The 15,390-nt window shown below is 55.5% G+C and carries 13 protein-coding genes and 1 other annotated feature; of the genes, 4 read left to right on the top strand and 9 right to left on the bottom strand.

Translation table 11 applies throughout. The features are described from left to right. Positions 1–55 precede the first annotated feature (55 nt). Positions 56–859, top strand: a complete 804-nt coding sequence (locus ACPXSQ_RS01070) for a TraB/GumN family protein (protein ID WP_029568501.1) — start codon at positions 56–58, stop codon at positions 857–859. 183 nt (positions 860–1,042) lie between these two features. Further along, the gene (gene ybaK / locus ACPXSQ_RS01065) at positions 1,043–1,522 is read left to right on the top strand and encodes a Cys-tRNA(Pro)/Cys-tRNA(Cys) deacylase YbaK (protein WP_013024930.1); all 480 of its coding nucleotides are present in this window, start codon (positions 1,043–1,045) and stop codon (positions 1,520–1,522) included. On the opposite strand, the gene ACPXSQ_RS01060 is transcribed toward ybaK, so the two are convergent. Then, positions 1,519–2,388, bottom strand: a complete 870-nt coding sequence (locus tag ACPXSQ_RS01060; RefSeq protein WP_029568500.1) for a LysR family transcriptional regulator — start codon at positions 2,386–2,388, stop codon at positions 1,519–1,521. The two genes, ybaK and ACPXSQ_RS01060, sit on opposite strands and share 4 nt — an antisense overlap. A gap of 87 nt (positions 2,389–2,475) precedes the next feature. Here ACPXSQ_RS01060 and ACPXSQ_RS01055 point away from each other — a divergent pair, with 87 nt between their 5' ends. Further along, positions 2,476–2,907 (top strand): multidrug/biocide efflux PACE transporter, encoded by a 432-nt coding sequence (locus tag ACPXSQ_RS01055; protein ID WP_029568499.1) that lies wholly within the window; start codon positions 2,476–2,478, stop codon positions 2,905–2,907. 33 nt (positions 2,908–2,940) lie between these two features. Here ACPXSQ_RS01055 and ushA read toward each other — a convergent pair whose 3' ends face one another. Continuing rightward, a complete protein-coding gene (gene ushA / locus ACPXSQ_RS01050; protein WP_426142521.1) occupies positions 2,941–4,707 on the bottom strand; it encodes a bifunctional UDP-sugar hydrolase/5'-nucleotidase UshA in 1,767 nt (588 codons plus the stop codon). Positions 4,708–5,469: 762 nt separating this feature from the next. Here ushA and ybaL point away from each other — a divergent pair. Further along, positions 5,470–7,167, top strand: a complete 1,698-nt coding sequence (ybaL, locus tag ACPXSQ_RS01045) for a YbaL family putative K(+) efflux transporter (protein ID WP_014606421.1) — start codon at positions 5,470–5,472, stop codon at positions 7,165–7,167. 54 nt (positions 7,168–7,221) lie between these two features. Here the strand turns inward: ybaL and ACPXSQ_RS01040 are convergent, their stop codons facing one another. The 7 genes from ACPXSQ_RS01040 to apt all read right to left on the bottom strand — a co-directional run bounded on the left by ACPXSQ_RS01040 (position 7,222) and on the right by apt (position 15,323). Then, a complete protein-coding gene (locus tag ACPXSQ_RS01040; protein ID WP_145032242.1) occupies positions 7,222–8,523 on the bottom strand; it encodes an inosine/guanosine kinase in 1,302 nt (433 codons plus the stop codon). Positions 8,524–8,756: 233 nt separating this feature from the next. Continuing rightward, positions 8,757–9,401 (bottom strand): adenylate kinase, encoded by a 645-nt coding sequence (gene adk, locus ACPXSQ_RS01035; RefSeq protein WP_014606422.1) that lies wholly within the window; start codon positions 9,399–9,401, stop codon positions 8,757–8,759. Positions 9,402–9,680: 279 nt separating this feature from the next. After that, on the bottom strand, positions 9,681–11,549 hold the full coding sequence (gene htpG / locus ACPXSQ_RS01030; protein WP_170934917.1) for a molecular chaperone HtpG: 1,869 nt from the start codon (positions 11,547–11,549) through the stop codon (positions 9,681–9,683). 104 nt (positions 11,550–11,653) lie between these two features. Further along, the gene (recR, locus tag ACPXSQ_RS01025) at positions 11,654–12,259 is read right to left on the bottom strand and encodes a recombination mediator RecR (RefSeq protein ID WP_014606423.1); all 606 of its coding nucleotides are present in this window, start codon (positions 12,257–12,259) and stop codon (positions 11,654–11,656) included. Next, complete coding sequence (locus tag ACPXSQ_RS01020) at positions 12,259–12,588, bottom strand: YbaB/EbfC family nucleoid-associated protein (RefSeq protein ID WP_013024920.1); 330 nt, start codon at positions 12,586–12,588, stop codon at positions 12,259–12,261. Before ACPXSQ_RS01020 ends, recR begins: the two co-directional genes overlap by 1 nt. 56 nt (positions 12,589–12,644) lie before the next feature. Beyond that, positions 12,645–14,615, bottom strand: a complete 1,971-nt coding sequence (gene dnaX, locus ACPXSQ_RS01015) for a DNA polymerase III subunit gamma/tau (protein WP_426142516.1) — start codon at positions 14,613–14,615, stop codon at positions 12,645–12,647. Further along, positions 13,242–13,303 (bottom strand) — a sequence feature (DnaX frameshifting element). Its footprint overlaps the gene before it by 62 nt. A 156-nt stretch (positions 14,616–14,771) precedes the next feature. Continuing rightward, the gene (apt, locus tag ACPXSQ_RS01010) at positions 14,772–15,323 is read right to left on the bottom strand and encodes an adenine phosphoribosyltransferase (protein WP_014606425.1); all 552 of its coding nucleotides are present in this window, start codon (positions 15,321–15,323) and stop codon (positions 14,772–14,774) included. Positions 15,324–15,390 lie beyond the last annotated feature (67 nt).

Below are 15,390 nucleotides of genomic sequence, written 5' to 3'. Positions count from 1 at the left end.
CTTTCGCAACGGGATCCCGCTAGCATGGTGGCTTTCAAACAGTGAAGGACAGGGAATGACAGCGCGCCTTTTGCAACGTTTACGTAACTGGATTAATCCGCTTTTTCCAGCCAGCTATCGTTGGCCCGCCGTGGATATTCAGTCGGGCGAATGCCGGTTTCATCTGGTGGGTAGCATTCATATGGGCACCCGTGACATGCAGCCCCTGCCGGTCCGGCTGCTACAGCAGTTGCAAAAAGCCGATGCGCTGGTGGTTGAAGCGGATATTACCCAGGGAGGATCGCCATTTGAAAACACGGAAGAGCGTCCGCCACTGATCGCCAGAATGGATGATGAGGCGCTGGCGAAGCTTGAAACACTGTGCAACGAAACCAGTCTGTCCCTGAGCCGGTTTGATACGTTACCGGCCTGGCAGATTGCGCTGATGCTACAGGCCCAGCAGGCCCAGCGGCTGGGGTTACGTCCTGATTTCGGTATTGATTATCAGCTGCTACAGGCCGCGCGGGCGATGGATAAACCCGTGATTGAACTGGAAGGTGCGCAGGCGCAAATCACCCTGCTGAAATCCTTGCCCGACGATGGCATGGCGCTGCTGGCGGATACGCTGACCCACTGGCACACCAACGCACGCATGTTGCAAACGATGGTGAGCTGGTGGCTGGAAAGCCCGCCGCGCGATCCCCAGATTGCGTTGCCAGCGACATTCAGTCAGACCCTGAACGACACGCTGATTAGCCAGCGTAACAGCCAGTGGTGTGATCATTTACGTCGCCTGCCTTCGGGTCGATACATCGTCGCGGTCGGCGCTCTGCATTTATATGGCGAGAATAACCTGCCGGGAATGATGCGCGTCAGATAACTCACGGCAAAAAAAAGAGAGCCGACAGTCATATCAGCTCTTCAAAGAGGAATGTGTTAATGATTTTAGTTGTCGCCAACAACAGGATTGCTGGCGCGTGGCAATTCTCGCCTAAAGCACATTATTTCGCCACATTTATTGTTCATTAATACGTAATAAGATTTTTCTGAATATGAGGCAACAATGACGCCCGCGGTAAAACTACTGGAAAAACAAAAGGTCAGCTTCACACTGCATCCTTATGAGCATGACAGTAACGAAACCAGTTTTGGCGACGAAGCGGTTCGTAAGCTCAACCTGGACGCCCGGCAGGTGTATAAAACCCTGCTGGTGGCGTTGAACGGCGAGGCGAAACACCTTGCCGTGGCCGTTACGCCCGTCGCCACTCAGCTCGACCTCAAGAAAGTGGCAAAAGCGTTCAATGCCAAAAAAGCCGAGATGGCCGATCCCATGCTGGCCCAGCGCATCACCGGTTATCTGGTGGGCGGTATCAGCCCGCTGGGCCAAAAAAAGCGCCTGCCTACGGTGATCGACAGCTCGGCAAACGCCTTTGCGACGCTGTTTATTTCCGGCGGTAAGCGCGGGCTGGATATCGAGTTAAGCCCACAGGATCTGTCACGGCTGCTGGAGGCACCCTTAGCGGATATTGCCCGACGCGACTAAGCCGGTTGCAGTGCGCAGAGTTCATCAATCATCCAGCGCCCGGCAGGGCCGGGCGGATTGCGGCGCGACCAGACGACGTCAACCGCGATGCGCTGCGGCCATCCTGGTAAGGGCAACTCCTTTAAAACACCATGTCCAAACTGTTTCACCAGCCAACGGGGTAAAATACTCCAGCCAAAGCCCTGTTCCGCCATCTCCAGCAGCACATAATAGGTTTGAGCAGACCAGGCTCTCCCCTGGAAAGTCGGTGCACGACGATCGGTCCAGGTATTGAGGCGCAGGTGACGAAGAGGTTCGAGCTGACTTTCGCTGATCGTGGTTTCCCGCGCCAGGGGATGATCACGATGCAGATAAACCCCTAATTCAGCATCAACCTGCAGGCGCGCGATCGCAATGTCAGCCGGCAGCGTTGGCTGTGCACGAATCACCCCAATATGCGCACGCCCGGTTTGCAACAGCTCAACGACATCATCATCTTCCGCCGCAATGCCTTCCAGCTCGACATCAGGATAATGCTGATCAAATTGCTTAAGCAGTCGCTGATGGTAATGCGTTTGCCAAAAATCTGAGACTGCGACGCTGAGCCGCGGCTCTGTTCCCTCGGACAAGCGCGTCGCCAGCGCATCCAGCCGCTCGCTGGCGGCGAGGATCTGCTGCACCTGAGGCAGCACGCGTCGCCCCTGCTCGGTGAGCTGTGGCTGGCGGCCGCACCGGTCAAACAGGGCGAAACCGAGATCGGCTTCCAGATTAACCACAGCCACGCTGACGGTAGACTGGCTTTTTTTTAACGCCCGCGCGGCGGCTGAGAACGAGCCGCTGGCAACGGTCTGGACAAAGGCTTCCAGAGATTCCGGTGAGTAACGCATGAGAACCATCGCTTTTATCGATAGATGATCATTTTATCTTAGCATTTTGTCGTGGGAGAATGCGCAGCCTGAATAAAGGAGATTGAAATGCAAACCCGTTCGCTCACAGAACGCATCGTCCATGCCACCCTGTTTGAAGGCCTGGCCATCGTGACGATTGCTCCGCTGGCAGCATGGTTTATGAATAAACCCCTGTTTCAGATGGGAGCGCTGGCGATCATGCTGTCTACGGTGGCAATGCTATGGAATATGATTTACAACAGCGTGTTTGATCGGTTTTATCCGCCAGGGCAGAAACGTCGCGCCCTGCTTCGAGCGCTGCACGCATTGGGTTTTGAGGGCGGTTTTATCCTGATAGGCCTGCCGCTGGCGGCCTGGATGCTGGAGATTTCACTGTGGCAGGCATTTTTAATTGAAGTCGCGTTTTTTCTATTCTTTCTGCCCTACACCTTCGTCTACAACCTGGTGTGGGACAAACTGCGTCCACACTGGTTCGGCCGCAAATCCTGCCGCGCCTGAAAAAAAGCAGGGAGGCGTTCTCCCTGCCTGGACTTAATGCAGCGTTGCACTCTCTCCATTCCAGTGCCGGATCCACGTCAGTAACATTTTGGGATAGCGCCGCAACGGCGTCGCGTCTTTCGCCTCATCCTTTGGTGGTGCTGCCTGCTCAGCCTGATAAATAACCGCTTCACGTGGCTGGTAATCGCTGGCGTTCACCGGAGAATGGGCGCTTAGCCAGTCCCGCAGGACCTGCGCATCCACCTTGCCGCTGTTCACATAACCCGGGTGCGTGTCGATGCGCGGATAGCCATCCCCGCCTGCGGCATTAAAACTGTTTGTCGCCATACGATAGGTTTTTTCATCTGCCAGCGGCTGTCCATTGATCCTGACCTGGCTGACGCTGCTGCCGTTGGCGATCAGACTGACGTTGGCCAACTGGGCAAAACCGCCTGAATCAGGTTTGATGTTTGCCACAACCGCCAGATAGCGTTTGATTTCTGCGCCGGTCAGCGTGACGGAAACGACCTGATTACCGAAGGGTTGTACCTGTAACAGATCGCGCCAGGCAACCGGGCCGGATGTCAGCGAGGTACGGATCCCGCCCCCGCTCATCACGGCGAAGTCAGCCTGCGTTGCGGCCATCTGCGCACGCAGTATTAACTGCCCAATGGCGCTTTGTTTAAACCGCACGGTTTCTTTTTCGCCGGGAAAATCCCCTTTAATGCTTCCCACGTTGACCCGTAGCTTCGCGTCTGCGCGCTTTTGAAAAGGCGTCAGTAGTTTCATCATTGCGGTGTTAGCCGGGATGGCTTCCTGCCAGGTCAGTGAGGATTCACTGCCATCAAGATTTTTGATTTTGTGTTTGAGGTTGACCGGTATCAGCTGGTAGGCCTCCAGCGTCACCTCTCCATTGCGGTAGGTAAAATCGCCGCGCCCTACGTATTTACCCCATTTTTCCGCCTGCATGATCCAGACGCCGTTCTGCCGATCGGGCTCACAGGGTTGGCCTGGCTGATAGTCTTTACGGCTGACATTCTCTTTTTCTATACATACCGCATCGTGAGAATGCCCCCCGACGATCATATTGAGGGTTCCCTTTGGCAGACTGCGGGCCAGCGTCACGTCATCAACACCGTTACTGCCGTGTTGACCGTCGTCATAATGGCCAAGATGGGTTAACGCGACGATAACGTCGGGCTTCTCGGTAGCACGCAGCTCGGCGACGGCCTTTTCGGCCTCGGCAATGGGATCGCGGAATTCGATATCGCTTAACTGCGCAGGATTTGTCAGCCGGGCGGTATCGGGGGTAATCAATCCGAGCACGGCGATTTTTAACCCCATGCGCTGAAATACAGCCCAGGGCTTAAACAGGCGCTTACCACTGCTTTTTTGATAGACGTTGGCGGCCAGGAACGGAAATTTGGCCCATTTTTCCTGCTTACGCAGGACGGCGAGCGGTTTATCGAACTCGTGATTGCCCAGCATCATGGCGTCGTAGCCAATCAGGTTCATGCCGCGAATGTCGGGTTCCGCGTCCAGCTCATCCGACTCAGGCACGCCGCTGTTAACATCGCCAGCAGACAAGATTAACGCCCCACCGCCTTTGGCCTGAATATCGTAACGCTGCGTATCCATTAGCGTTTTTTGCGCCGCCAGCCCGTATTCACCCTGATCATTAGTCCAAAAATGCCCATGTTGATCGTTGGTATGCAGAATGCTGAAACGGTAACTGCGGTCAGGCACTGCAGCATGGGTAAACAGCGACGATAACATCACGAGCAGTGCCAGACCTGCTCCTGCCCCTCGAAATATCAACACAGCCCTTCTCCTTTGATTGTTATCCGTTTCACCCGCCGGCCATCGGCGCCCTTCTGTGTCGCACAGAAACGGCCGTAACTCAAGATGAATACGGCTCCGTCTGGCCATTATGGCAGGCCAGGCGACCTGGCAGGAAACGCCAACCGTCTGATTTCTCCGCTCTCTTCTCTCTGACGCGCTGTTAAAAGGCTAAATGTTGACGGGATATGAAGGTGTTGTTCATTAAACCTGCAACATTGTTAACCGCTGCGACATCAACTCGACAAAGTGGGTCTTTGCGCTTTTTCCGGCATGACTGCTGTTTTCAGCTCAACCTGACAGCCAGACTTTTTTCATGAGTGCTGTCAGCTTTGCGCTGTAGCTTCGGCACAATAGTCTGTTTTCACGATGTTTTTACCCGACATCCAGCAAAGCGATGGCACCGCTGCTTCAATCTGAAAAAACCGTTATTACGCTTGTGAGGCTGACTGGCCTCAGCAAATCTCACACTGGTTCCGGTTGGTGACGGTTTATAGCGCATTCGCGCATCATTGGCGTCACGTCTGTGTCATTTAACGAGCGTAAACTTATTCCGTTCTGTTCCTGATGAAGCGCTAAACCAGCCGATGATAGGGATAAGTGATAAAAACAGCCTTCCGATTGCATTTCTCTCGTATTTGCATAATTTTTTCTGTTAATCCCACAAATTATTCAGCGATCCTTTCCGATATGCATTAGACTCATTTGTTACAAGCGGACACATTTATACCCATGGAGACTGGCATGCATCACACCACACCGTTGATTACGACTATCGTCGGGGCTCTGGTCCTGGCTTTTCTCCTTGGAATGCTGGCAAATCGGTTACGCATTTCGCCGCTAGTGGGTTATTTAGTCGCGGGCGTACTGGCTGGCCCTTTTACGCCGGGGTTTGTGGCTGATACCAATCTGGCACCGGAACTCGCAGAGCTGGGCGTTATCCTGCTGATGTTCGGCGTCGGCCTGCACTTCTCACTGAAGGATCTGATGTCGGTAAAGCGGATAGCCATTCCCGGCGCTATCGCACAGATCGCTGTGGCGACCTTACTGGGAATGCTGATGTCGTGGGCGATGGGCTGGTCCTGGATGACGGGCTTAGTGTTCGGTTTGTGTCTTTCTACCGCCAGTACCGTGGTGTTGCTGCGCGCATTAGAAGAGCGTCAGCTTATTGAAAGCCAGCGCGGCCAGATTGCTATTGGCTGGTTGATTGTTGAAGATTTGGTCATGGTGCTTACGCTGGTCCTGCTGCCCGCGATTGCCGGCATGATGGAACAGGGTAACGCCAGCGCCAGCCTGGTGATATGGGACCTGCTCTGGACCATCGGTAAAGTCGCCGCCTTTATGGTGTTAATGATGGTCGTCGGTCGCCGTGCCGTGCCCTGGATCCTCGCGAAAAGTGCCGCAACGGGTTCACGTGAGCTGTTTACGCTGGCCGTATTAGCCCTGGCGCTGGGCATTGCGTTTGGCGCCGTCGAGTTCTTTGACGTCTCTTTTGCCCTCGGGGCCTTCTTTGCCGGTATGGTGCTGAACGAGTCCGAGTTAAGCCAGCGCGCCGCCCGCGACACGCTGCCGCTGCGTGATGCCTTTGCGGTGCTGTTCTTTGTGTCTGTCGGGATGCTGTTCGACCCGATGATCCTGGTGAAAGAACCGCTGGCGGTGCTGGGGGCGCTGGTGATCGTCGTGATAGGAAAATCTGCCGCGGCGTGGCTTCTGGTCTCGCTGCTGGGTCATTCACGCCGCACCGCGATGACTATTTCGGTCAGCCTGGCGCAAATCGGCGAGTTTGCCTTTATTCTTGCCGGGCTGGGGATCTCCCTGGGGCTGCTGGATGAAGAGGGCCGTAATCTGGTGCTGGCTGCCGCCATTCTTTCTATCATGCTCAACCCGGTGCTGTTTACCCTGCTGGGGCGCTATCTGTCTAAGAACGAAACGATGGAGCAGCAGACGCTCGAAGAGGCGCTGGAAGAAGAAGAACAACAGATTCCGGTGGATATCTGCCATCACGCGGTAATCGTTGGCTATGGTCGCGTCGGCAACCTGCTGTGTGAGCAACTGATGGCGCTCAATATTCCGGTGGTGGTGGTCGAGAGTTCGATTCCTCGCGTCAAAGCACTACGCGATCAGGGCATTCGGGCCGTGCTGGCCAATGCTGCCCGCGCAAACACGCTGGAGTTAGCCCGTGTGGACTGTGCAGCCTGGCTGCTCATCACCATTCCCAACGGATATGAGGTGGGGGAAATCGTTACCGCCGCCCGCCAGAAAAAAGCGGACATCAACATCATTGTGCATGCCCATTATGATGATGAGGTGGAGTACATTCTGGAACGTGGCGCAAACCATGTCGTGATGGGCGAACGCGAGATTGCCGCCAGCATCATTCAGAAACTGCAGGAAAACCTTGAGCAGGAGCACACCAGGCTCGCCTGTGAAGGCAACAGCTAATGACCTGCCCTTCAGCAGCGGCAGCGTTGCTGAGGGGCAGTTTGTCTTTCCGGCTTAACGATCCCAGTAGGACTCTTCCAGGCTGTCTTCCCGCTCGGGCAGGCCGCGCGTCAGTCGGGGAGAATGCTGGTTCAGCACCTGATAGCTTACCCGGTTCGCATATTTGCAAACCTGCGCCAGGGACGAATAGGTGAGATAAGCGCGCGCATGCTTACTGGAATTAGGCACGTTGCGGCGATGATAATTGTTTGCCGTAATATCGTGCAGCAATGCGGCCAGTGCGCCGTCCCCTGCCCCGTTGGTATTCATGATCTTTTCCGGGCCGCCCATATAAGGGGCGATGTGAGAAAAAATGCGTAGCGGCTGCTGGCAGTCCTGTTTACGCATCGCCCGGCTAAATTCGTACAGGTTGAACTCCGCAATCGCGCCAGGCAGTAGCGGATGATTCGTTTTGCGCTTGAACGCCTCTTCCGTATAACCCGCCATATACAATCCGGTCGGCCCTGCGGTACACAACACCAGGTCAACCCATTCCAGCGCCCTATCCGATGCCAGCAGAGGATCGGCTTCGCCGGTCAGCGCCAGGGCTTCTTCTTCGTTCATGGCCACAATTGAAACGTGATCGCGCAGAAAATCGCGCCAGAACTGCGGGTTGTCGCCGATGACGTGTTTGGTGCCCAGCGTCAGGACCACGGGCACGTTGTGGCGTTTGGCGTATTCAATGGCCTTTAACGTTGCCTCAGGCATGGGCTCGCCCGCCTCGCAGCGGATTAGATAGGAGGTCAGCACCAGCGCAGAGGCGCCCGCAATAACGTCTTCAGGGACGTTTTCCGCCCTGAGCTGATTCATTTGCCCCGGGCTGATAGCAAAGGTGCGGTCGCCCTGATCGCCAATCAGCGTAAAGCAGCGGCCAATCGCACCGTCAACGCCCTGCAGATAGTTCAGGTCCATTCGGCTGGAGGTATTACACAGATAGCGGTAGGCATAACCGCCAATCTGGATATTGTTGCACATCACCCCCAGCAGTACGGAACGATCGTCCGCCAGCACCGAGAAATTATGCAGCGTATTACCAATTGTGCCGCCCGCAAACTGGTGGGTCACCAGTTCGTCACGCATCAGTTCCGCATACAGCGCTTCCGCCACGGCATCGTCGATAACCAGCGAATGGCCAGCGCTCAGGCCGTAGCGAACAAGAAAGGCGTCATCGACTTTGGCTTCGATATCGACCAGCGTCTGATCGATGCCGACCACCCAACTGCCGTCTTCACTATCAAATTGGGAGGACTGTAACAGCGGATCGCGGGCGCTAACGGGGAAGTAATGTTTGGATTTACGTTTGCCGGGAAATTTCATGGTAACTGCCGTGAGGAAAAACAGGCAGAGAAGCATATCACATTCTGTATCGTGACTTTACTGTCGCAAGTAGACCCACTGCATATTCATCTCAGTATGTTCTGCCATTGTATTTAGCACCAGGCGAACCTCGGCCTTCTGTCCAGCAGCATGCAGTAAGAGGAGAGAAACAGACACAGGGGAAATCAACGCGTTGAGGGCAAAAGGGGCCAGCCTGGCCAGCCCCAATCCGCTTAGCCGAGAATCTTAGCCAGCTCTGCGCTCACGTCGGACACGTTGCGCGTACCGTCGATCTTGTGATACGCGGTGTGCCCCGCTTCCGCTTCTTTGCTGTAGTAAGCAATCAGCGGCGCAGTCAGCTGATGGTATTCCACCAGACGTTTGCGCACCGTTTCTTCCTGATCGTCTTTGCGCGTGGTCAGCTCTTCACCGGTCACGTCATCCTTGCCTTCCACTTTCGGTGGATTGAATTTGACGTGGTAGACGCGGCCTGATGGCGCGTGAACACGGCGGCCTACGATACGCTCAACAATCAGCTCGTCCGGTACGGCGAACTCCAGCACGTAGTCCACTTTAATACCGGCTTCTTTCATTGCGTCAGCCTGAGGAATGGTGCGTGGGAAACCATCAAGCAGGAAACCGTTTTTGCAATCTTCCTGGGTGATGCGCTCTTTAACCAGCGCAATGACCAGCTCATCAGTAACCAACTTACCGGCATCCATAATGGCTTTCGCCTGGTTGCCAAGTTCGGTGCCAGCTTTAACCGCTGCACGCAGCATGTCGCCAGTGGAGATCTGCGGAATACCGTATTTCTCCATGATGAATTGGGCTTGAGTCCCCTTACCTGCGCCCGGAGCTCCGAGCAGAATAATACGCATTGCGTAAATCCCCTTGCGAATCGCATTGATGAATCTGAGAAGCGGAAGAACATACCATTATGACCCGCCCACCACAAGGAAGCGGCGGGTCAGGAAAGTTTAGTGTACTGGCTTTAGCGCGTGATAGCAGTGTGTCAGGTCAGCGAAAGGGCATTTTCGGACTGGCGGCTTAGGCTGAATGCATTTCATGGCGTTTGCGCAACAAAACGGCTCGCTGAAATCAGGCGATGCACTTAAGCAAAAAAAAACCGGTGGACCTTGCCACCGGTTTTGATTGGCTTACGCCGTCAGTAACTGATTCATACGGCGGATAAACTGGTTAGGATCGTCCAGCGTGCCGCGCTCGGCCAGCAGCGCCTGATCCAGTAACAGCTCTATCCACTCACCGAAGCGGGTTTCATCCTGGGTATCCGCCACGCGTTTCACCAGTTGGTGATCGGGGTTGATTTCAAAGATGTATTTCACTTCCGGCACGTCCTGACCTGCCGCAGCAAACAGTTTGGCCATTTGCGTGGTCATCTCGTTCGCATCCGTGGTCACAATCGCCGGCGTATCGGTCAGGCGGTGCGTCAGACGCACTTCTTTCACGCGCTCACCCAGCAGCGTTTTCACGCGTTCAACAAACGGCTCCAGCGCTTTTTCAGCTTCTTTCTGCTCTTCCGTCTCTTCGTCGGCCAGCTTATCCAGTGCGTCATCGGCTTTGCTGACAGACTGGAAGACTTTACCGTCGAACTCGGTCAGGTAGCTCATCATCCATTCGTCGATGCGATCGGACAACAGCAGCACTTCGATGCCTTTCTTACGGAACAGCTCCAGATGCGGGCTGCTGTTGGCGGCGGCATAGCTGTCGGCCGTGATGTAGTAGATCTTCTCCTGACCTTCTACCATGCGGCTGACGTACTCTTCCAGCGAAACGGTTTGCGCCGCGCCTTCGCTTTGGGTACTGGCAAAGCGCAACAGTTTAGCAATCGCTTCTTTATTCGCGTGATCTTCCGCCGGGCCTTCTTTCAGTACCAGACCGAACTCTTTCCAGAAGGTCTGGTATTTTTCGCTGTCGTCTTTTGCCAATTTCTCCAGCATCTGCAGCACACGCTTGGTCAGCGCGCCACGCAGGCTCTGGGTTACCCGGCTGTCCTGCAGGATTTCACGCGATACGTTAAGCGGCAGATCGTTTGAGTCAATCAGACCGCGCACGAAGCGCAGGTAATTCGGCATGAACTGCTCGGCATCATCCATGATAAACACGCGCTGTACGTACAGTTTCAGGCCATGTTTATGATCGCGGTTCCACATGTCGAACGGCGCACGCGCCGGGATATAAAGCAGGCTGGTGTACTCCTGTTTACCTTCAACACGGTTGTGGCTCCAGATTGCCGGATCGCTGAAATCGTGGGCGATGTGTTTGTAAAACTCGTTGTACTCTTCATCGCTGATGTCAGCTTTGTTGCGCGTCCACAGCGCCTGGGCCTTGTTGATTTTCTCCCAGGTGGTGGTGCCGGTCTCTTCGTCTTTGCTTTCGATTTCTACCGGCAGGGCAATGTGATCGGAGTACTTACTGATAATGTTGCGTACGCGCCAGCTATCAAGGAACTCATCTTCGCCCTCGCGCAGGTGCAGGGTAATTTCGGTACCGCGTTCGGCTTTGCTGATATCCGCGATGGTGTAATCCCCTTCACCCGCGGATTCCCAGAAGACAGCTTCGTCTTCTGCCGCGCCCGCTGCACGGGTGCGCACAGAGACCTTGTCGGCCACGATAAACGCCGAATAGAAGCCTACGCCAAACTGACCGATCAGCTGGCTGTCTTTCGCCTGGTCTGAGCCCAGAGACGCCAGGAAGGATTTGGTGCCTGATTTAGCAATGGTGCCCAGGTTTTCAATCACTTCATCACGACGCATGCCGATACCGTTATCGCTCAGCGTAATGGTACGGTTGTCCTTATCCACAGAGAGACGCACGCGCAGGTCGCCATCGCCTTCATACAGGCTGGCATCAGACAGCGCGCGGAAGCGCAGTTTATCTGCCGCATCCGAAGCATTGGAAATCAGCTCACGCAGGAAAATCTCTTTGTTTGAATAGAGAGAATGGATCATCAGGTGCAGAAGTTGTTTTACCTCTGACTGAAAGCCACGAGTCTCTTGTCCTTTCATGGTCATTGCTACCTCAACAGAATCAGATTTAACGAACGTTGAGGAGGATGTGGGGATAAATGAGAGGTTTTCAAGCCGGTGTCTTTCACAACACCGGCAAGCGTTTAAAATTTAATCTTTTGACGACCGGCCAGGGAGTGGGACAGCGTGGTGCCATCGACCATTTCCAGTTCACCGCCCATCGGAACCCCATGCGCAATACGGCTCGCGTCGACGCCATACTGTCCGCACAATTCAGCGATGTAGTTCGCGGTAGCTTCACCTTCAACCGTGGGATTGGTCGCCAGAATCACTTCGTGAAGCGTTTCTTTTTCCAGCCGTTGTTCCAGTCGGTCAAGACCAATATCGGCTGGACCAATGCCGTCCAGCGGCGAAAGATGCCCCATCAACACGAAATAGCGGCCGGCAAATTGCCCGGTTTGCTCAATAGCATGGATGTCTGCCGGGCTTTCAACCACGCAGATTTGACCATTTTGCTGTCGCCGGGGATTGGCGCAAATGGTGCAAATTTCCTGCTCGGTGAAGGTGCGGCAATCGGCACAGTGGCCGATTTCCGACATCGCCCGGGTCAGAGCCTGCGCCAGCCGCATTCCGCCACTCCGATCGCGCTGTAGCAGTTGAAACGCCATACGCTGGGCCGATTTAGGCCCAACGCCCGGCAAACAGCGCAGCGACTCCATTAAAGACTCTAGCAGGGGGCTGGTTTGCATCAGAACGGCATCTTGAAGCCTGGTGGCAGCTGCATGCCTGAAGAGACAGAGGCCATTTTCTCTTTCTGCACTTCGTCAATGCGACGAGCGGCATCGTTGAATGCGGCGGCAATCAGATCTTCCAGCATGTCTTTGTCGTCCTCAAGCAGGCTCGGATCGACTTCTACCCGGCGGCAGTTGTGAGCACCGTTGATCGTGACTTTGACCATGCCAGCACCTGATTCACCCGTGACTTCCAGGGCGGCAATTTCTTCCTGAACCTGGGCCATTTTGTCTTGCATCTGCTGGGCCTGCTTCATCAGGTTGCCCAATCCGCCTTTACCAAACATAGTTTTCTCTCTCTGCTGAGGCTACAACGCGGTTTATTCAGACCGTTGCAGCGTGTTCAAACGGGTCGAATGCTTTCCTCATCCAAATCGGCATCAAAAAAGCGACGAAGGGTTTGAATGTGGGTGTCACTCAAGATTGACTGACGCGCCTGCGCCAGCTTCTCTTCATAAATGGCCTGACGCCACTCCAGTGGCGTCAATACCGAAGAATTATCGTCTTCAATAACCGACAGTTCAACCTGATGGCCTGCTGCCTGACTTAACGCGGCGCTCAGGGCCTGCTGCGCCGACGCGGAATTCAGGTGGCGATGACTGGAACGTAAATGCAGGCAAATGCCGTTATCCGTGGTTTCTTTCCATGCATTCAGGGCCAGTTGCTGAACCAGTTTAGGCAGCGGTAAGCCCGCGACCTCTGCCGCCCATGCATCGCGCTGCTGGGCTTCTTCCGCCAGTCGCGCGGCCAGCTCAGGATTTTTCTCATGCTCCAGCGCAGAACGCAAGGCTTTTGGCGTCGCGACCGGCTCAGCGACCTCTGTCACTGGCGTCTGTGCTTTCCAGCGGTAAGCCTCTTTTTTTACCGGTGCCGCAGGCGCGCTGTCTCGGACTCGCTGCTGGCTGCGTTCGGTAACAGAGGCCAGTCGTTCCAGCGCAGAGTTGGCCGGCCGCGCACCTGGCGCTGCCGGCTCACTCTTTTTTGCTTTGTTTGCTCCCTGGCGCAGCAACTGGGTGCGCGCCTGCAGGAGCTGGCTGGTGGAGCTGGACAGTGACGGATCGGGCGAAGCCGGCGGCACGGCCTGCTGACTGACAGCCGGTTCCGGCGCGGCCATTTGCGGCTGCGCCGCGGGCGCCTTTTGAGCGGGCTGGGCAGCGACATTCTGCACCGGTGCCGGTGCCGACTGCGCCGTCAGCGTTGGCCGCGCGATCGGTTCGGCGATGGCTGCCTTGGGATGGAACGCCAGGGCGCGCAGCAATGTCATTTCAATCCCCATGCGGCGATCGGGCGCAAGCGGTAAATCTTTACGCCCCATGAGCAGGGTTTGGTAGTACAGCTGGAGATCGGCCGGTGGCACCGCGCGCGCCAGCTCACGCAGGCGTAGCGCATTGCTCTCTTCATCGTCATTGAGCGACGTGGGCAGGAGCTGCACCATGGCAATCCGGTGCAGCAGGCGCAGCATCTCAACCAACAGCGCTTCCCACTCAACGCCGCGTGAAGCCGCGTGGGCTAGCAGCGTCATCATCTGTTCGCCATTGCCCTCAACCACGGCTTCGAGCAGGCCAAGCGGCTGTTCATCATCAAGCGTTCCGAGCATCGTGCCCACGGTGGCGCTGGTCACGCTGCCCTCGCCCATTGCAATGGCCTGATCGGTAAGGCTTAACGCGTCACGCATGCTGCCATCGGCGGCTCTGGCGAGCAGTTGCAGGGCGCGTGGCTCACGCGCGATCTGCTCCTGCTCTAAAACATGATCTAACTGCTGGCGGATCTGATCGACCTCAAGCGCTTTTAGATGAAACTGCAGGCAGCGCGACAGAATCGTCACCGGCAGTTTTTGCGGATCGGTCGTGGCCAGCAAGAATTTTACATGCGAAGGCGGTTCTTCCAGCGTTTTCAGCAGGGCGTTGAAGCTGTGACGCGACAGCATGTGCACTTCATCGATCAGGTAGACTTTAAACCGGCCGCGCGCGGGCGCGTACTGCACGTTATCGAGCAGATCGCGTGTGTCTTCCACTTTGGTGCGCGAGGCCGCGTCAATCTCAATAAGATCGACAAAGCGCCCCTGCTCAATCTCACGACAGTTGTCGCACTGACCGCAGGGTGTTGCGGTAATACCGGTTTCGCAGTTAAGCCCTTTTGCCAGCAGACGGGCAATCGTGGTTTTCCCTACGCCCCGCGTGCCGGAGAAGAGATAAGCATGATGGATGCGTCCCAGAGACAATCCATTCGCCAGCGCCGTCAGAACATGTTCCTGACCGACAACATCAGCAAACGCCTGTGGACGCCATTTTCGGGCAAGTACCTGATAGCTCATGTGGTTTCGACGAATTTGGATGGAAATGTGAGCGCAGACGCACTGCAACCCCTGTATATGATTGCAGTAGTCTAACAGCTACGCTTTCACCTATCACTCGTTATCTTGAACAGGGAAAGATGTGCGGCCTGCGGAGCACGAGGCCGCAAGCGAGGGTTAGTGGCCGGGAAAATTGACCAGGCTGTAGCTGTCAACGCCCAGCGCCTTGAGACGCGCTTCACCTGCCAGATCGAACAGGTTGATAATAAATGCCGCATCCTTAACTTCGCCGCCTGCACGACGAATCAGTTTGATGGTCGCTTCGAGCGTGCCCCCCGTTGCCAGCAGGTCGTCGACCACCAGCACCACATCGCCTGGCTGAATAGCATCTTTGTGCAATTCCAGTCGGTCGGTACCGTATTCCAGCTCGTAAGCTTCGCTGAAGGTTTCACGTGGCAGTTTGCCCGGCTTGCGCACCGGAACAAAGCCCAGCCCCAGTCCGAGGGCGACAGGTGCCCCGAACAGGAAACCCCGCGCTTCCGTGCCCACCACTTTGGTGATGCCTTTATTGCGATAACGCTCTACCAGCAGCGAGATGGACGCGGCATAGGCTTTTGGGTCTTCCAACAGGCTGGTGACGTCACGGAAAAGAATACCCGGCTTCGGGTAATCAGGAATACTTTTGATACTGTTTTTAATCAGTTCAAGCTGCTGCGCAGTGTCGGTCATAATCTTAAGCCTGGTAAAAAAAAAATTCTGTTCTGTTTTGCGCAGCTTCAATAGCGCCAACACCGGG

The organism is Pantoea sp. EEL5 (assembly GCF_049892805.1).
GTDB classification, from domain to species: Bacteria; Pseudomonadota; Gammaproteobacteria; order Enterobacterales; family Enterobacteriaceae; genus Pantoea; species Pantoea ananatis.
Note: the sequence above shows the minus strand (reverse complement) of the source record. Positions and strands in the feature narration are given on the sequence as shown.